We start from the raw sequence: 17,010 nt of genomic DNA, 5'->3' as shown, positions 1-17,010 counted from the left end.
CCACTCGCGTTGCGACGGCCATGAGCGCTCGGCGGGGTATCAGCCTGCCGAGCGGCTTACTGCGGCCGTGGCTTCAACAACGCGGCATTTATCGCTCGATCTTCAGCGGCAGCATGAAATCGAGCATTCGCCGGACCATCAGACCGACCGAGAGCGCGATGATCCAGACAAAGGATCGTCCTCTCGAATCTTTGACGATCATCCAATGGTCGAGATGAACATATCTCTTCACCATGTTCTCAACGGACATGGCGACGGCGATCGCGACCGCCAAGTGGATCACCAGTCGCCCAAAGCTGATAATCGTCGGGCCGTCATTTTCTTGTACCATCGCATTCTCTTGGTACATGACGGTATGGGCAAGTGACCAGCGCCCGGTCGTCGGGAAAGCTCAAGCCGCGCGCATCTGCTGCATTCCGCCCTGGAGGAAGGTCCGCGCCTGACGCTGCGCCTCGGCGATTTCGCGGGCGGTCATGTCTTCGGCGACTTCGGCCCGCGCGATCTGCCCGGGCAAAAAGCCTGCGACCGCCGCCAGGTTGAACCACTTATGCGCCTCGATCAGGTCGATGCGCGTGCCGCCCGACCCCGTCGAATAGGCGACCCCCAGATCGTACAAGGTCGCGCCATCATCGGTTGCGACCTGATCGGCATACCGGCTCTCCATCAGGAAAAGCGCGGACTTGCTGCTATTGGCCATGTCCTACCCCGTTTCCGGACATCCTGTGTCCGAGGATAGATCTATGACCAAAACGGTCACAAATTCGTTAACTCGTTAACCATCCGATATAGCGATATTGTCGATCAGTCTGGCCGACCCTATGCGCGCCGCGGCCAGCAGGCGACGGGGGCGATCGGCGGCGGGATCGGGGTCCAGCGTCTCGGCATCCGCCAATGCGACATAGTCCACCTCGAACCCGGCGGCGGTCAGCGTGGCCCGTGCGTCGGCAAGGACCGTCGCGACATCCTCACCCCGCCCGATCGCCCGCGCGGCGACACCCAGGGCGCGGGGCAGCGCCACCGCCTTGGCCCGCTGTTCCTCGTCCAGATAGATATTGCGCGACGACAGGGCGAGGCCGTCATCGTCGCGCTGGGTCGGCACGCCCACCACCTCGATCGGGAAATCGAGATCGAGGACCATCCGGCGGATCACCGCCAGTTGCTGAAAATCCTTTTCGCCGAAATAGGCCGCGTCGGGGCCCACCTGGTTGAACAGCTTGGCGACGACGGTGGCGACGCCGTCGAAGTGACCGGGGCGCGACTCGCCGTCAAATCCTTCGCTGACGCCCGCGACACTGATATTGGTCGCATGCCCCTCCGGATACATGGCCTCGACACCCGGCATCCACACCAGATCGCATCCCGCCTCGGTCAGCATCCGCAGGTCGGAGGCTTCGCGCCGGGGATAGCGGCCCAGATCCTCGCCCGCGCCAAACTGCTTGGGATTTACGAAGATGGACGCGACGACCTTGGTACCGGGGCGTTTCGCTGCCTCGATCAAGGCGATATGGCCGGCATGAAGCGCCCCCATAGTGGGCACCAGCGCCACGCGCGCCCCCTCGCCCCGCATCGTGGCAAGCGCCGCAGCCAAGGCTTCGCGATCCCGAATAACTTGCACTGATTTTACCCCTCGTTCCCCACGCCCGGGGCTTCTATGAAGGGTGGCAACGGGGATCAATAAGGAAGCGATGAGTTGCCGGAACGGCTATCTTCAACCCATGTGATCGTATTTGCCAATGAAAAGGGCGGAACGGGCAAATCGACGACGGCCGTCCATGTCGCCATTGCGCTGGCGGCAAAGGGCGCGCGCGTCGCGTGTCTTGATCTGGATCATAGGCAGCGTACCGTGGGGCGGTATCTCGACAATCGGGCGGAGACGATTCGTCGCACCGGCCATGCCCTGCCCATGCCCGTCCACGCCACCCATAGCAGCCAGACCGAGGACGGGTTCGAAGAACTCTGGTTTCGTCTGTCGCAGGATGCCGACTTCCTGATCGTCGACACGCCCGGCCGCGACGATCACTTCGCGCGTACCGCGGCGGCGCTGTCCAACACGCTGGTCACGCCGATGAACGACAGCTTCGTCGACTTCGACCTGATCGGCCAGGTCGATCCCGAAAGCTTCCAGGTCACCCGCCCCAGCTTCTATTCCGAACTGATCTGGGATGCGCGCAAACAGCGGGCGCGCGCGGACGGCACCACCATCGACTGGGTCGTGCTGCGCAACCGGCTTCAGCATATCGAGGCGCGCAACATGCGCCGCGTGTCGGATGCCCTGACCGACCTGTCGCGCCGGGTGGGCTTCCGGGTCATTCCGGGGCTGGGCGAACGCGTCATCTATCGCGAGATGTTCCCCAACGGCCTGACCATGATCGACGCCAAGGAATTCGGTGCGATGGGGCTGGGCCATGTCGCCGCGCGACAGGAACTGCGCGAGATGATGGCCGCGCTGCAACTGCCCGAGGCCTGGGCGGAGGACGCCGCCAAGCCGGGCGGCGACGGCAAGAAGACCCCGACCGCCGCATGAGCCCATCCGCGCCGGGAGCCCGTTTTACGTGAAATGGCTGATCGCCCTGGCGGTGATCTGGCTGGTGTGGCGCTATATGCCCCGCCCGACCAGGCCCGCCCCAAAGCCCCGCCTGCCCCGTGACGAGGCGGAGGCGCTGGCGATCCTGGACCTGCCGCCGCACGCCGATGCGGAGGCGATCCGGCAGGCGCATCGGCGGCTGGTGGCACAGGTTCATCCCGATCGCGGCGGCTCGGCGGATCTGACGCGGCGGGTGAATGCCGCGCGCGACCTGTTGCTGGAGCGCCGCCATGGCTGAGCGCCCCGCCGCCATCCACCCCGGCGCGTGCCGCGAATATGATGTGCGCGGCACGGTTCCCGAAACGCTCGACGAAGCGGCCGCCTATGCTGTCGGGCGGGGCTTCGCCACGCGGGTGCGGCGGGCGGGTGGCACGCGGGTCGCGGTCGGCCGCGACGGGCGGCTGAGTTCCCCCGCGCTGGAGGCGGCGCTGGTCGAGGGGCTGACCGACAGCGGCGTCGACGTCGTCCGCCTGGGCCTGGGCCCCACGCCGATGGTCTATTTCGCCGAGGCGACCCTGGAAGTGGACGGTGCCGTACAGGTAACCGGCAGCCATAATCCCCGTGACGACAATGGCTTCAAGATGGTGCTGCACCACCGCCCCTTTTTCGGCGAGGATGTGCAGGATCTGGCGCGGATGGCCGCCGCGCGCGACTGGACGCAAGGGGCGGGCCGGGTCGAATCCCACCACATTCTGGATGCCTATGTCGACCGGCTGATGGCGGGCTATGCCGGGGGTAGCTACCGCATCGGCTGGGACTGCGGCAGCGGCGCGGCGGGCCCCGTGATCGAAAAGCTGGTCCAGCGCCTGCCGGGTGAGCATCATACGCTGTTCACCGATGTGGACGGTCATTTCCCGCATCATCACCCCGATCCGACAGTCGAGAGTAATCTGGACGCGCTCAAGCAACTGGTCGCGGACAGGAAGCTTGATTTCGGATTCGCTTTCGATGGCGATGGCGACCGGATCGGCGCGGTCGATGGACAGGGGCGGGTGATCTGGGGCGACCAGATATTGATGCTGCTGGCGGCCCCTATGCTCGCCGAATATCCCGGTGCGCCGATCGTCGCGGATGTGAAGGCCAGCCAGGCGCTGTTCGATCATGTCGAGCGGCTGGGCGGGCAGGCGGTGATGTGGAAGACCGGCCACAGCCTGATGAAGACCAAGATGGTCGAAACCGGCGCGCCGCTGGGCGGCGAGATGTCGGGCCATATGTTCTTCGCGGGCGAATGGTACGGGTTCGACGATGCCCATTACGCCGCGATCCGCCTGATCCGCGCGGTGCATCTGGCGGGTCGCTCGATGACCGAGTTGCGCGGGGCGATGCCCGCCATGGTCGACATTCCCGAAACCCGAATCGTCGTGCCCGAATCGGACAAATTCGCCATCGTCGACCGGGTGGAGGCGGCGCTGCGGCGTGAAGGAGCCACGGTCGACGACACCGATGGCGTCCGGGTGCGAACAGCGGATGGCTGGTGGCTGCTCCGCGCCTCCAACACGCAGGCCGCGCTGACGGTGCGCGCCGAGTCGGGCGATGCGGCGGGGCTGGAGCGGGTGCTGGCCGAGCTGGACCGCTATCTGACGGCGGAGGGCGTGCGGCGATAGTGTCGGGCGTGCCCTTCGACTTCGATCAGGCTGAGCATAGTCGAAGGCCAAGGGAAGCCCTATCCCAGGGCCTCCCCCCACAGCCGGATCAGATTTCCCCGATCATCTCCGAAAGAACCTCCAGGCACGACACGCCCAGCTTCGCGGACCGTTCGCCCGACCAGCCATGCACTGCATCCGGGTTGGGATCATGGTCCTTGAACGGCATTTCCAGCGTCACCGACACCGCGCCGAAGCGCTCGGCGACCTGATTGGTCGACATGGCGAGATTGGCATTGCCCGCGCTCGCCTTTTCATAGCCCATCTGGGTCTGGAAGTCGGGCGTGTGCCCGGCCAGGCGACGGCCATATTCGTAGAATTTGGCGCCATGCTCTTCGGTCCAGCTCGGAATGCCCTCGAAGCCGGCGATGAAGTTGGCCGGAATCGCCTCGTCGCCATGCACGTCAATCGCGAAATCGACGCCCGTCTGGTCCATCCGGTTGCGTACGCACAGCACTTCGGGGCTGCGTTCGGGGGTGGGCGCGTGCCATTCGCGGTTGAGGTTCACGCCCACCGCATTGGTGCGCAAATGCCCGCGACGCGTGCCGTCCGGATTCATGTTGGGGACGACATGGACGGTCGCCTTGGCCAACAGCGGCTCGGCGGCCGGGCTGGTCAGCCAGTCGAGCGCGCCCTCCATCCACCATTCGGCCATCGACTCGCCCGGATGCTGCCGGGCATAGAGCCAGACCCGCCTCGGCCCCGAACCGATCCGGAAATAGTCGATCGCCTGACCGTCGAGCGTCTGACCCAGCTCTTCGTGATGCACGCCCCTGGCCGCGATCCGCGCGACCAGATCATGGTGACGCTCCATCGTATAGGGCTCGAAATAGGCGAACCAGACCAGGTCGCTGTCACCGCGCCATTGCCACTCGATCACACCATCGGCGTAGGCGGTCGGCGTCATCCGCCAATCCTGTCGATCGGTCGAGGCGCGGACGTGATAGCCGGGCCAGCCTTGTGGAAAAGCGGAACCCGCGCCGTTCAGGATGCGAAAGGTCAGATCGCGCCCCTTCGCCCCGCCGACGCGGAAATAGAACCACTGATAGAAGTCCGAGTCGGTGTCAGCCACGATCTCCAGATCGACCCGATCGCCCTCGACACGCACGACGCGGATATTGCCGCCGTCGAACGCCGCATTGATGGTCAGCGTCATGCCCTTACTTCACCTCGACCGTGCGGCCCGACTCGCCGGGGAATTTGGTGAACAGCGCATCGGCCAGCTTGGCGGCCTGAACCTGCGCATCGACGCGGGCCAGCGCCTCGACCGGCGCGATGTTGCGCGCGCTGCCTTCCCAGATCGGCGACTGGTCGACGCGACGCTTTATCTGGACCGAGAGTTCGGTGCCGATAATCTCTTGCGGGCGGCTCTTGTCGATGGGGAAGCTCAGGCCCCCGCCCAGGCCGACGCCGCCACCGCCGCGACCGCCCGAAAAGCCGCCCCCACCCAGGCCGATCGAGAAGGGCGACGGGCGCGGCGGGCCCAGTCGGTTGGCGCGAGTAAAGGCGACGGTGGCGATGAAGTCGGGCTGCGCATCGCCCTGCGGCAACGAATAGCCGTTGCGCAACAGCGCGGTTTCCACCGCCGCAGCATAGGTCTTGAACTCGATGCTGGCGGGCCCGGTGCTGGACAGCGGTTCGACCCGGACGGTTCCGCGCGCGATCGGCTCACCCAGATGATAGCGAATCACCTCGGTCGGGGGCAGCCGCCCGCCCGTGGTGGAACAGGCGGCCAGCGTTCCGGCGGCGGCCGCGAGGATCAGGAGCGAACGGGCTTTCATGGACAACAGCACCTTGGAGGATGTTACGGATGGGCAACGCATGACATATGGGGGTTGATCCTGCGGCGGAAGAGCCCGCGTGGATCGTGATGCCGAAGAACAGATGGATGTCATCCGCCGACCCGGCCAACCTTGACTTGCGCAGCCTTTGCCACTAGGCGGCGACGCTTTCCAGATCACCCTCCAGTTCAAAAGAAGCGAATCGATCATGAAGATCCGCAATTCCCTGAAGTCGCTCAAGGATCGTCACCGGGACAACCGCGTGATCCGCCGTCGCGGCCGCACCTATGTCATCAACAAGACCAACCGTCGTTTCAAGGCGCGCCAGGGCTAATCGCTCTTGGGGCTGATCGAACAGGACGAGGTCGGCGGCGTGTCCGTGGCCCGTTCCGATCGGCCGACTGCCGTCATCTTCGATGTCGGCCGTGTCCTGTACGACTGGGATCCCCGGATCCTGTATCGGCGCCTGATCGCGGACGATCGGGCGCTCGATGCGTTTGTGCGCGACGTCGTCACCACCGAATGGCATTTCCAGCATGATGCGGGCCGCGACTTCGCCGACACGTCGGCGGAGCTGATCGCGCTGCACCCGCAGCATCGCGACCTGATCGCCGCCTGGGGCCCGCGCTTCAACGACAGCATCGGCGATCCGATTCCGGGAATGCACGAACTGGTCGCCGAGCTCGATTCGGCGGGCGTGCCGCTCTTTGCGATCACCAATTTCAGCCACGAATTCTGGCCGCCCTTCCGCGCGCGGGAAGCGGCGCTGTTCGACCGGTTCCGCGACGTGGTGGTGTCGGGGACCGAGAAGCTGGTGAAGCCCGATCCCGCCATCTACCGCCTCGCGCTCGCCCGGTTCGGGCTGGAGCCTGCGCAGGCGGTATTCATCGACGACAATCTGGCCAATATCGACGCAGCGGCCGCCCTGGGCATCCATGCGCTGCACTTCACCGATGTGGCGGGCCTGCGGCCGCGATTGCGGGACTTGGGCTTGGTCGCTTAACGCACGAGCCAATCGCTCGGGACAATCCCAACGGCAAACACCGACGTCGAAGACTCCGCCTTACCGATCCAGCGACGCCAATTGCGTCTGGTTCGCCTGCGAAGTCTCGGTCGCCAGCAGCGCCGGATCGAAATGATCCCCGACCATTTCATCCGTTACGATCACCGTCGTGCCGACCGAGGTGATCGAAAACAGCTTTTTGGCAAAGGCGGTGGGTAGGCGGATGCAACCATGCGAGTCCGGAAAGCCCGGATTATTGCCCGCATGAAGCGCGACGCCATCCCAGGTCAGCCGTTGCATGAACGGCATCGGCGCGTCGTTGTACAGGTTGCTGCGATGCATCTCGCGCTTCTGCAGGATCGGAAAGATGCCGGTCGGCGTGTCCTTCCCGTCCTTGCCGGTCGACACGGAGGCGGCCGCGATCATCGCGTCGCCGCGATAGACATAGGCACGCTGCATCGGCAGGCTGATCACCACCGTCACCGGCTGTGCGACCGGATCGACCGCGGTCATCTGCGGGTCGGCCCAGACGAAGCGGTTGGGGGCCAGCGCGGCGGCGGCCTGCGCCACCGTGGCCGTTGCCGGACCGTCATCGGCCGCGATGGCGGGCGCCGCGAAACCCAGCGTCGTGGCACCCAACAGGGCGGCAAAAGCAAAAGCCTTCATATCCCTTTTCCTTGGCGAGTTCACAATTTGTTAAACCCGTCAATAGACAATTTGTGCCGATCAATATTTTTTGCAGTGGGACGGAACTTTCCGCCGAGTCGATGGAACCAAGCGATCAACCGAGCCGGGACGGGCAGAAAAATCGCCCCTTGTCTGCTACATCGGAGTCGCGGGATTTCTGGGGTTTGAAGGATCACGATGCTCGATAATCTGGACGCTGCGCCGGGTCGGCGCGCGCTGTTGAAGAACGCTCTGGTTCTGGCTGGAGCGCTCGCGGTACCGGGGGCGGCCAATGCCCGGGAACGTCTGACCGCCGGCGATTTGCGGCCGATGCGTCAGCCACCGCTTCCCCATCATCCGACGCTGCCCTCGCCGATCCCGGCACAGCCGATCCTCGCCTCGTCGCGGGTCGTCCGCCCCGCCTTGCTGCGGGCGGCGATGGCCTCGCTGCAACAGCATGGGTCGCGGGTCCGCCAGCGCGACCGGATGGCGATCGTCGACTTCGCGGTCGGCTCGTCCGAGCCCCGTCTGCATCTGGTCGATCTGGTCAGCGGCAAGAGCCAGTCGCTCCTCGTCTCGCATGGCAGCGGCTCGGACCCGTCGCATAGCGGATATCTCCAGCGCTTCTCCAACGCGTTCAACTCGAACGCCAGCAGCGAGGGCGCCTTCCTGACCGACGATTATTATGTCGGCAAGCATGGCCGGTCGCAGCGTCTGGTCGGGCTCGACCCGACCAACGACAATGCGCTGGGTCGCGCGATCGTGGTGCACTCGGCCTGGTACGCCAATCGCGACATGATCAAGACGCACGGCATGCTGGGGCGTAGCCAAGGCTGCTTCGCGGTCGGCGAAAACGACCTCGATCGGGTGTTCGCGAACCTGGGCCCCGGCCGGATGATCTACGCGGCGAAGGTGTAAATCCCAAATCCTCCCCGGCGCGGGGAGGTGGCAGGGCGAAGCCCTGACGGAGGGGGATTGCCACGCAGTACGTCCCTTGCGGCATGCCCCCTCCACCACCGCTGCGCGGTGGTCCCCCTCCCCTTTCTGGGGAGGATAAGAATTGCGATCCCCGGTGGCGGGGGTTAAGCCCCCGATCCTCATGGTCCAGCCGCTCATCATCGCCGTCCCCAAGGGACGTATCCTGGCCGAGGCGCTGCCGCTGCTCGCCGCCGCCGGCATCCAGCCCGAACCGGCCTTCACCGACAAGGACAGCCGCGCGCTGCGCTTCGCGACCGATGTCCCCGGCATCGAGCTGATCCGCGTCCGCGCCTTCGACGTCGCCACCTTCGTCGCGCATGGCGCGGCACAGCTGGGTATCGTCGGATCGGACGTGCTGTCCGAGTTCGGCTATTCCGAGCTGTATGCGCCCGTCGACCTGAAGATCGGCCATTGCCGCATCTCGGTCGCCGAGCCCGTCGCGATGGCGGAGGGCGACGATCCGCGCGGATGGAGCCATGTCCGCGTCGCGACCAAATATCCGCATATCACCAGCCGCCACTTCGCCGCGAGGGGCGTGCAGGCCGAGTGCGTCAAGCTGAACGGCGCGATGGAGCTGGCCCCGACGCTGGGCCTGGCGCCGCGCATAGTCGACCTGGTGTCGTCGGGCCGCACGCTGAAGGAAAACGGGCTGGTCGAGGTGGAGGTGATCGAGGAGGTCACCTCGCGGCTGGTCGTCAACCGCGCCGCGATGAAGACGCGCAGCGCCGTGGTGCCGCTGGTCGAGGCGTTCCGCCGCGCGGTGGCCGAGAGGGAAGCGGCATGATCCGGCTGAACACGCAAGAATCGGGCTTTGCCGCCGCGTTCGACGAACTGGTCGATGCCCGGCGCGAGAGCGATGCCGATGTCGCGCGCGACGTGCAGGTGATCCTGCGTGCGGTCCGTGACGATGGCGAGGCGGCGGTGGCGGCCTTCACCAAGCAGTTCGACGGGCACGATCTGGCCGAAACCGGCTGGCGGATCGAACCGGCCGACTGTCGCGCCGCCTATGACGCGCTGGAGCCCGAATTGCGGGCCGCGCTCGACCTCGCCGCCGCGCGCATCCGGGCCTATCACGAAAGGCAGAAGCCGACCGACACCGACTATGTCGATGCGCAGGGCGTGCGGCTGGGCGCCCGCTGGACGGCGGTGGACGCGGCCGGGATCTATGTCCCCGGCGGCCGCGCGGCCTATCCCTCCTCGCTGCTGATGAACGCGATCCCCGCCAAGGTGGCCGGGGTCGAGCGGCTGGTGATGGTCACGCCGACACCCAAGGGCGAGATCAACCATCTCGTCCTCGCCGCCGCGCATCTGGCTGGCGTGGACGAGGTATGGCGGGTCGGCGGCGCGCAGGCCGTAGGCGCGCTGGCTTATGGTGCGGGCCGCATCCAGAAGGTCGATGTCGTCACCGGCCCCGGCAATGCCTGGGTCGCGGAGGCCAAGCGCCAGGTGTACGGCATGGTCGGCATCGACATGGTCGCGGGCCCCTCCGAGATCGTCGTGGTGGCCGACGGCAAGAACGACCCCGACTGGATCGCCGCCGACCTGTTGAGCCAGGCCGAGCACGACACCGTCACCCAGTCGATCCTGTTCACCCACGATGCCGACTTTGCGACCCGCGTGGCCGAAGCCGTCGACCGGCAGATCCCCGAACTGGCGACCGCCAGCGTCGCGCGCACCGCTTGGGATGCGAATGGCGCGATCATCGTCGTCGATTCGCTGGAGGCAGCGATGCCGCTGGTCGACCGGCTCGCGCCCGAGCATCTGGAACTGGCGGTGGACGATCCACAGGCCCTGTTCGACCGGCTGCGCCATGCGGGCTCGGTGTTCCTGGGCCGCCATACCCCGGAAGCGATCGGCGATTATGTCGCCGGGCCGAACCATGTCCTGCCCACGGGGCGCCGCGCGCGCTTCGCCAGCGGGCTGTCGGTGCTCGACTTCATGAAGCGGACCAGCTTCCTGGGCCTGACCGAGACGGCACTGGCCGAGCTCGGCCCCGCGACGGTGGCGCTGGCCCATGCCGAGGGGCTTCCGGCCCACGCCAAGTCGGTGGCGCTGCGGTTGCGGCTCAACCGATGATCGTCGCGCCCGCCACGCCGGAGCATCGGGAAGGATGGCTGGCGTTGCGGGCGGCGCTTTGGGGCGAGGACGCGGGCGATCCGGCGGATTTGCCCGTGGGTGACGGGAATTTCGTTGCGCTGGCGGACGGCCGGGTGATCGGCTTGGCCGAGGCGGCGGTGCGGCGCGATTACGTCAATGGATGCGACGGCTCGCCGGTACTGTTTCTCGAAGGGCTCTATGTCGATCCGGGCCATCGCCGCCAAGGGGTGGCCGGGGCGCTGGTCGCGGCGGTGGCGGATTGGGGCCGGGCGCAGGGCTGTGCCGAGTTCGCTTCGGATGCCGAACTGGCCAATACCGACTCGCATGCGATGCACCGCGCGCTGGGGTTCGTCGAGACCGAGCGGGTGGTGTATTTCCGTCGGGATTTGTGAGGGTTTCGGCCCTTGGCCTTCGACTTCGCTCAGGCTGAACGGAGAGTGGGAAACGGGGCTGGATTCCAAACCCCGTTCAGCCTGAGCGAAGTCGAAGGCCACGCCCCGCACCACGTCCCACCCAGCCTCTCCCAAAATACGTGACGAATTGGCGACAGCCCGGTAAAGGCCCGCCATGACTCGTCCTCCTGCCCGTACCCAGGCGCGCGCCGCCGCGCGCCTTGCCGCCGTTCAGGCGCTTTACCAGCATGACATGGAACAGACGCCGCTCGCCGCGCTGCTGCACGAATTCCACAATCACCGGATCGGCGCGACGATCGAAGACGTCGAATATGCCGATGCCGATACCGATTTCTTCGACGACATCGTCAGGGGCGTCCATGCCCGTCTGGGCGAGATCGACCGGATGATCGAGGACAAGCTGGCCAAGGGCTGGACGCTGAACCGGCTGGACAAGCCGATGAAGGCGATCCTGCGCGCCGGCACTTACGAACTGCTCGCCCGTCACGACGTGCCGGTCGGCGCGGTGATCAGCGAATATGTCGATGTCGCCCACGCTTTCTACGAGAAGCGCGAATCGGGCTTCGTCAACGGCCTGCTCGACGCGATCGCCAAGGTCGCGCGGGCCTGATCTCCGGAGCCGCCACGGGCATCCCGCGATGAACGAGGCGGACTTCATTGCCGCGCTACGCCGGATGCCGTTGCACCCCGGCGCGCGCGGGCTGGTGGATGACGGTGCCGTGCTCGATGCCGCGCCGCTGGTCGTCACCACCGACACGCTGGTCGAAGGCGTGCATTTCCTGCCCCATGACCCGCCCGCCGATGTCGCGTGGAAACTGGTCGCGACCAACCTGTCCGATCTGGCGGCCAAGGGGGCATTGGTCGAGGGGGTGATGCTCAACTATCCGTTGGGCGACGCCGCGTGGGACCGGGCGTTTCTCGACGGGCTGGGCGCGGTCATGAACCGATTTCATGTCCGGCTGATCGGCGGCGATACGGTGTCGCTGCGTGGATGCCGGGTCCTGACCCTGACCGCGTTCGGACGGGACGCCCCCGCCCCGGCGCGCGACGGAGCAAGGCCCGGCGATGCCCTGTGGGTCACCGGCACGATCGGCGATGCCGGGCTGGGCCTGGCGATAGCGCGGGGCGGCTATGGCCCGATCGCGCTCCGCGACGCCTATCGCCGCCCGCTGCCCCGCCTGACCGAGGGGCGCGCGCTGGGACCGCTGGTCCATGCGATGATGGACGTGTCCGACGGGCTGCTGATCGATGCCGCGCGGATGGCGCTGGCGAGCGGATTGGCGGTGTCGATCGACCTGGATGCCGTGCCGCTGTCGTCGGAGGCGCGCGTCCATGGCGGCGAGGATCGCGCGGCGCGACTGGCTGCGGCGACGGCCGGCGACGATTATGAATTGCTGTTCGCGCTGCCCGCCGATGCGACCCCGCCGGTCGCCGCGACGCGGATCGGCGTCTTTGCCCCGGGCCAGGGTCTGTCGCTTTACGACGCAGGGGGCCCCGTCGCCCTGCCCCCACGCCTGGGCTTCGAGCACAGGCCCGATCGCTGAACCCCCTTCCGCCCACGCGTGGCCGTGATATTCTGGGCCGACCGGATCCTGGGGAGACGATCCGGCCAAGGGGGAATGATGAAGATTGGTGTGACGAGGATGCTGGGTGCGTCGGTGGCGGCGTTTGCCCTGATGGCGCTGACGGGCGTGACGCAGGAACCGGCGAAGCCCGCAGCGACCTCCGCGCCCGCTGCTCCGGTCAAGTCGGGCCCGCTACCGGTGGAGGCCTTTGCCGCGCTGCCCGAAATGGAAAAGCCCTCGCTGTCGCCCGACGGCACCCGGATCGCGGGCAAGCGCGCGCTGAACGGCCAGCAATATCTGATGGTCGTCCCCCTGGTCAAAGGACAGAGCAAGCCTGCGATCGTCCCGATCAACGAGAAGGTCGATGTCAACTGGTGGCGCTGGGTCAATGACGAGTGGCTGCTCGTCGGGCTCGGTGCGAAGCAGGTGATCGAGGGAGAGGAATATTATATCACCCGAATGCTCGGCATCCGCGCCGACATGACCAAGACCAATCGGATCGACTGGGAACGATCGGGCTTTCGCGCCGACGAGGTACTATGGGCCGCCAGGGACGGCAGCCCGCGCATCCTGTTCGCCAAGCAGACCGGCATCTATTCGATGGACGATGTCTATCCCTCGGTCTTCGAAGCCGATGTCTCGACCGGCAAGGTCAAGCGGATCGCCGCCGGGCAAACGGATGTGTGGGACTGGTATGCCGATGGCCAGGGCCAGTTGCGCATGGGCGTCCGCTATTCCGATTCGACGCGACAGAAGAGCCTTCTCTATCGTCAGTCCAACGCCGAATCCTTCCGCACGATCGCGCGCGCCGATGGCCGCAAGGACGAATCGGTACTGGTGCCCAGCATCTTCCGCGCGGACGGCACCGCCCTCGCGATCGATGACAGCGATGGCTATGATGCGCTGTACGAAGTCTCGCTGCCCGACCTGAAGCTGGGCCGCAAGCTCAGCACCGTTTCGGGTTACGACATAGACGGGATCATCGGGAACGAGACGGGCGACGATCTTTCGGCGATCCGCTACACCGACCAATATTATCACGATGCCTGGACCGACCCGCGCGTCAAGGAATTGCAGGCGCAGCTCGACAAGGCGGTGGCGCCGCGCCGGGCGGAGATCGTGTCGTGGAACCGCGCCCGGACCCGCTTCCTGATCGATGTCAGCGGACCGACGACGCCGGGCGCACTATATTATTGGGACACGGATTACGGGAACATGCAGTTCCTGGCCTGGAACAACCCGCAGTTGAAGGGCCAGCGGCTGTCCGCAGTGCGCACGTTGCGCTATCCCGCGCGCGACGGCACGCAGATCGAGGCGATCCTGACCCTGCCACGAGGTCGGGGGGACAAGAATCTGCCGCTGATCGTGCTTCCGCATGGCGGACCGTTCGCGCGCGATTCGGAAAGCTGGGACTGGTGGAGCCAGTATCTTGCCGAGCTCGGCTATGCGGTGATCCAACCCAATTATCGCGGCTCCTCCGGCTATGGCACCGCCTTCGCGCTGAAGGGCCAGGGCGAATGGGGCCTGAAGATGCAGGACGACCTGAACGACGCGGTGACCTGGCTCGCCAAGCAGGGGATCGCGGACCCCAAGCGAGTGTGCATGGTCGGCGCCTCCTATGGCGGGTATGCGGCGATGCGCGCGGCGCAGCGCGACGGGGCGCTGTACCGGTGCGCGGTATCCTATGCGGGCGTGTCCGATCTCCAGGCAATGAAGCGCTACGACTCGCGTTTCCTGTTCAGCAAGACGCGCGCCGACTGGCTGCACAAACAGGCCCCCGATTACCGTGCCGTCTCGCCCCGCTTCGGCGCGGCCGACATGACCATCCCGTTGCTGATCGTGCACGGCAAGGAGGACAAGCGCGTGCCGGTCAACCAGTCGCGGATGATGGTCTCGGCGCTGAAGGCCGCGGGCAAGCCGGTCAATTATATCGAGCAGCCGCTGGCGGACCACCATTTCACCCGCTCGGAGGATCGGCTGGAATTCCTCAAGGCGATGGCGGCGTTCCTGGCCGAGCATAACCCGGCGTAGAAGCCCCTCATTCCTCCCCTGAAAGGGGGAGGAATGGCAGGGCCAGTCATCTTGTCCAAACCCCGTTCCGACCCCATATCCGGAGTCGAACGACCGCGCCTTTCCTTTTCGAGCCTTTGCGGCTATGGCGGCGCCTCTTCGACATACCCTATAACACGACGAACCGAGGTATTTTTTGGCCAAGGAAGAACTGCTCGAGATGCGCGGCCGCGTGGTGGAACTGCTCCCCAATGCGATGTTCCGCGTCCAGCTCGAGAATGATCACGAGATCCTGGGGCACACGGCGGGCAAGATGCGCAAGAACCGCATCCGCGTGCTGGTCGGCGACGAAGTGCTCGTCGAGCTGACGCCGTATGACCTGACCAAGGGCCGGATCACCTACCGCTTCAAGTGAGCGACCGGCCTCTTATGCCGCTCGTCCTTGCATCCTCCTCGCCGCGCCGCCGCGATCTGCTGGCGCGACTGGGAGTCGTGCCCGAGCGCACCGCCTCGCCCGATATCGACGAAGCGCCCCGCGCCGCCGAGCTTCCCCGCGTCTATGCACTGCGCCTGGCGGTGGAAAAGGCCCAGGCGGTCACCCGTGCCGAAGGCGAGATCGTCGTCGCGGGCGACACCACCATCGCGGTCGGCCGCCGCATCCTGCCCCCCGCCGATACGCCAGACGTGCAGCGCAAGCTGCTGCGCCTGCTGTCCGGGCGACGCCATCATGCGCTATCGGCGGTGTGCGTGATCGACGCGGGCGGAAAGGTCCGTACCCGGCTGGCCGACACCATCGTCGCATTCAAGCCGCTCTCCGAGGACGAGATCGACGCCTATATCGCGTGCGGCGAAGGACTGGGCAAAGCCGGGGGCTATGCCATCCAGGGCCGTGCCGAGGCGTTCGTGCGCTTTCTGCAGGGCAGCCATTCGGGGGTGATCGGCCTGCCGCTGTTCGAAACTCGCGCCCTGTTGAAAGCCGCCGGACTGCCGCTTGTCTGAATGGCTCTATGAGGCCGGGATCGGCGAAGCGCGCGCCGCGCTGGTCGAGGATGGCCGGATCGTCCAGGCCGCGATCGAGCTGACCGGCACGCTGACCGTCGGCACGGTGGCGCAAGGACGGCTGGTGGAACTGCTTCCCGGTCGTCAGGGGCGGGTGACGCTGGCGCAGGGTGGCGATGTCTTGCTCGCGCCGGTGCCGAAGGGGATGACGCAGGGCGCCAGCCTGACCGTCTTGGTCACCCGCGAGGCGATCCCCGAACGTGGCCGCTCGAAGCTGCCCAAGGCAGTGATCGCTCCCGAAGACGCGACACCAGCGCCGGGCCCCGACCTCCACACGCGGATTTTGGCATCGGGCGTGCCGGTCCGCGAACTTCGTGCGCATCAGCCGGATGATCTGGAGGCGGCGGGCTGGTCCGAACTGCTTGACGAAGCGGTGACGGGGGAGATCGGCTTCGGCCCCGGCGTACTACGGATGACGCCGACCCCGGCGATGACGCTGTTCGACGTCGATGGCTGTCCGCCGCACGAACCATTGTCGATTGCGGCGGCGCGGGCGGTGGCGGAGGCGATCCTGCGCCACGGCATCGGCGGGTCGATCGGCATCGACTTCCCGACGCTGGAGGGCAAGGCCCCGCGTCAGGCGGTGGCGGAGGCGCTGGACGACGCCCTGCCCCTTCCCTTCGAACGCACGGCGGTCAACGGTTTCGGCTTTCTCCAGATCGTGCGGCCCCGCCCGCGTGCCTCGATTCCCGAGCGGCTAGGCATCGATCCGATCGGCGCGCGCGCCCGTGCGCTGCTGCGGCAATGGGAGCGCGAGCCGCCGGGCCCGGTTCCCGTGCACCGGCTCTCCGGCTCCCTATATGATCGATTGATGGCGAATCCCGACTGGCGCGACGACATCGCGCGCCGCACCGGTCGCCCGCTGAAACTGGAACGAGCGTCATGACCACCTGCCCCATCTGCGACAAACCCAGCGCCGCCGACCATGCTCCTTTTTGCTCGCGCGGGTGCAAGGATCGCGACCTGTTACAATGGCTGGGCGAAGGTTATCGCATTCCCGTCAAGGAAAGTGACGAAGAAGGGCTGGACATGGGCGAAAACCACCCCTAAAGGCACGCCTCCAATCGCAATCGCGGTGTGGGCCCAAGTAGCTCAGTTGGTAGAGCATGCGACTGAAAATCGCAGTGTCGGTGGTTCGATCCCGCCCTTGGGCACCATTTTCCTGACATGGATGGTGTATCGGTTCGCTAATTTGGCGAAGCGGTTTTCCG

At 66.3% G+C, this 17,010-nt stretch carries 22 protein-coding genes and 1 tRNA gene; 17 read left to right on the top strand and 6 right to left on the bottom strand.

The window, feature by feature from the left end:
* Positions 1-88: 88 nt before the first annotated feature.
* The 3 genes from ACWPWT_RS05855 to panC all read right to left on the bottom strand — a co-directional run bounded on the left by ACWPWT_RS05855 (position 89) and on the right by panC (position 1,615).
* A complete protein-coding gene (locus tag ACWPWT_RS05855) occupies positions 89-349 on the bottom strand; it encodes a hypothetical protein (RefSeq protein ID WP_454278908.1) in 261 nt (86 codons plus the stop codon).
* Between the two features lie 42 nt (positions 350-391).
* On the bottom strand, positions 392-697 hold the full coding sequence (locus tag ACWPWT_RS05850) for a hypothetical protein (RefSeq protein ID WP_261271074.1): 306 nt from the start codon (positions 695-697) through the stop codon (positions 392-394).
* Between the two features lie 75 nt (positions 698-772).
* Positions 773-1,615: a pantoate--beta-alanine ligase gene (gene panC / locus ACWPWT_RS05845; RefSeq protein ID WP_454278907.1), complete on the bottom strand. Its 843-nt coding sequence runs from the start codon at positions 1,613-1,615 to the stop codon at positions 773-775.
* 75 nt (positions 1,616-1,690) lie between these two features.
* Between panC and ACWPWT_RS05840 the strand changes: the two genes are divergently transcribed.
* Genes ACWPWT_RS05840 through pgmG form a run of 3 tightly spaced genes read left to right on the top strand, consistent with a single transcriptional unit; the run spans position 1,691 to position 4,188 of the window.
* Positions 1,691-2,524 (top strand): division plane positioning ATPase MipZ, encoded by an 834-nt coding sequence (locus ACWPWT_RS05840; protein WP_261271076.1) that lies wholly within the window; start codon positions 1,691-1,693, stop codon positions 2,522-2,524.
* Positions 2,525-2,552: 28 nt separating this feature from the next.
* Positions 2,553-2,822: a DnaJ domain-containing protein gene (locus ACWPWT_RS05835; RefSeq protein WP_261271077.1), complete on the top strand. Its 270-nt coding sequence runs from the start codon at positions 2,553-2,555 to the stop codon at positions 2,820-2,822.
* Entirely contained in the window at positions 2,815-4,188 is a 1,374-nt protein-coding gene (pgmG, locus tag ACWPWT_RS05830; RefSeq protein ID WP_454278906.1) for a phosphoglucomutase/phosphomannomutase PgmG, read from the top strand. Before ACWPWT_RS05835 ends, pgmG begins: the two co-directional genes overlap by 8 nt.
* An 88-nt stretch (positions 4,189-4,276) precedes the next feature.
* Here pgmG and ACWPWT_RS05825 read toward each other — a convergent pair whose 3' ends face one another.
* Positions 4,277-5,383 (bottom strand): M14 family metallopeptidase, encoded by a 1,107-nt coding sequence (locus ACWPWT_RS05825; protein WP_454278905.1) that lies wholly within the window; start codon positions 5,381-5,383, stop codon positions 4,277-4,279.
* Between the two features lie 4 nt (positions 5,384-5,387).
* Entirely contained in the window at positions 5,388-6,008 is a 621-nt protein-coding gene (locus ACWPWT_RS05820; protein ID WP_454278904.1) for a DUF4136 domain-containing protein, read from the bottom strand.
* 208 nt (positions 6,009-6,216) lie between these two features.
* On the opposite strand from ACWPWT_RS05820, the gene ykgO reads away from it, so the two are divergent.
* Both ykgO and ACWPWT_RS05810 read left to right on the top strand, forming a co-directional pair.
* Positions 6,217-6,342: a type B 50S ribosomal protein L36 gene (ykgO, locus tag ACWPWT_RS05815; protein ID WP_003046794.1), complete on the top strand. Its 126-nt coding sequence runs from the start codon at positions 6,217-6,219 to the stop codon at positions 6,340-6,342.
* 12 nt (positions 6,343-6,354) lie between these two features.
* Positions 6,355-7,011, top strand: coding sequence for an HAD family hydrolase (locus ACWPWT_RS05810; protein WP_454279890.1), 657 nt, complete (start codon positions 6,355-6,357; stop codon positions 7,009-7,011).
* A 60-nt stretch (positions 7,012-7,071) separates the two neighbouring features.
* On the opposite strand, the gene ACWPWT_RS05805 is transcribed toward ACWPWT_RS05810, so the two are convergent.
* Positions 7,072-7,677, bottom strand: a complete 606-nt coding sequence (locus tag ACWPWT_RS05805) for a L,D-transpeptidase family protein (RefSeq protein WP_261271081.1) — start codon at positions 7,675-7,677, stop codon at positions 7,072-7,074.
* A 198-nt stretch (positions 7,678-7,875) separates the two neighbouring features.
* Between ACWPWT_RS05805 and ACWPWT_RS05800 the strand changes: the two genes are divergently transcribed.
* The 12 genes from ACWPWT_RS05800 to ACWPWT_RS05745 all read left to right on the top strand — a co-directional run bounded on the left by ACWPWT_RS05800 (position 7,876) and on the right by ACWPWT_RS05745 (position 16,956).
* On the top strand, positions 7,876-8,595 hold the full coding sequence (locus tag ACWPWT_RS05800; protein WP_454278903.1) for a murein L,D-transpeptidase catalytic domain family protein: 720 nt from the start codon (positions 7,876-7,878) through the stop codon (positions 8,593-8,595).
* A gap of 181 nt (positions 8,596-8,776) precedes the next feature.
* A complete protein-coding gene (hisG, locus tag ACWPWT_RS05795; RefSeq protein ID WP_454278902.1) occupies positions 8,777-9,439 on the top strand; it encodes an ATP phosphoribosyltransferase in 663 nt (220 codons plus the stop codon).
* Positions 9,436-10,731 (top strand): histidinol dehydrogenase, encoded by a 1,296-nt coding sequence (gene hisD, locus ACWPWT_RS05790; RefSeq protein ID WP_454278901.1) that lies wholly within the window; start codon positions 9,436-9,438, stop codon positions 10,729-10,731. Before hisG ends, hisD begins: the two co-directional genes overlap by 4 nt.
* Positions 10,728-11,144: an aminoglycoside 6'-N-acetyltransferase gene (gene aac(6') / locus ACWPWT_RS05785; protein WP_454278900.1), complete on the top strand. Its 417-nt coding sequence runs from the start codon at positions 10,728-10,730 to the stop codon at positions 11,142-11,144. Before hisD ends, aac(6') begins: the two co-directional genes overlap by 4 nt.
* Before the next feature lie 175 nt (positions 11,145-11,319).
* Positions 11,320-11,775 (top strand): transcription antitermination factor NusB, encoded by a 456-nt coding sequence (nusB, locus tag ACWPWT_RS05780; protein WP_454278899.1) that lies wholly within the window; start codon positions 11,320-11,322, stop codon positions 11,773-11,775.
* 28 nt (positions 11,776-11,803) lie between these two features.
* Complete coding sequence (thiL, locus tag ACWPWT_RS05775; RefSeq protein ID WP_454278898.1) at positions 11,804-12,709, top strand: thiamine-phosphate kinase; 906 nt, start codon at positions 11,804-11,806, stop codon at positions 12,707-12,709.
* 78 nt (positions 12,710-12,787) lie between these two features.
* A complete protein-coding gene (locus tag ACWPWT_RS05770) occupies positions 12,788-14,761 on the top strand; it encodes an alpha/beta hydrolase family protein (RefSeq protein ID WP_261271088.1) in 1,974 nt (657 codons plus the stop codon).
* Positions 14,762-14,936: 175 nt separating this feature from the next.
* On the top strand, positions 14,937-15,155 hold the full coding sequence (gene infA / locus ACWPWT_RS05765; protein ID WP_007403889.1) for a translation initiation factor IF-1: 219 nt from the start codon (positions 14,937-14,939) through the stop codon (positions 15,153-15,155).
* Between the two features lie 14 nt (positions 15,156-15,169).
* The gene (locus tag ACWPWT_RS05760; RefSeq protein WP_261271119.1) at positions 15,170-15,739 is read left to right on the top strand and encodes a Maf family protein; all 570 of its coding nucleotides are present in this window, start codon (positions 15,170-15,172) and stop codon (positions 15,737-15,739) included.
* The gene (locus ACWPWT_RS05755; RefSeq protein ID WP_454278897.1) at positions 15,732-16,685 is read left to right on the top strand and encodes a ribonuclease; all 954 of its coding nucleotides are present in this window, start codon (positions 15,732-15,734) and stop codon (positions 16,683-16,685) included. The genes ACWPWT_RS05760 and ACWPWT_RS05755 overlap by 8 nt, the downstream gene beginning before the upstream one ends.
* Positions 16,682-16,849 carry a DNA gyrase inhibitor YacG gene (locus tag ACWPWT_RS05750; RefSeq protein WP_261271090.1) on the top strand — a complete coding sequence of 56 codons (168 nt, stop codon included), beginning with the start codon at positions 16,682-16,684 and terminating at the stop codon, positions 16,847-16,849. The genes ACWPWT_RS05755 and ACWPWT_RS05750 overlap by 4 nt, the downstream gene beginning before the upstream one ends.
* Positions 16,850-16,880: 31 nt before the next feature.
* Positions 16,881-16,956 (top strand) — tRNA-Phe (locus tag ACWPWT_RS05745).
* The last annotated feature ends 54 nt before the right edge of the window (positions 16,957-17,010 follow it).

It is taken from the genome of Sphingomonas sp. Marseille-Q8236 (assembly GCF_965112005.1).
The sequence above is the reverse complement of the archived record's forward strand: the minus strand, read 5'-3'. Positions and strand labels throughout refer to the sequence as shown.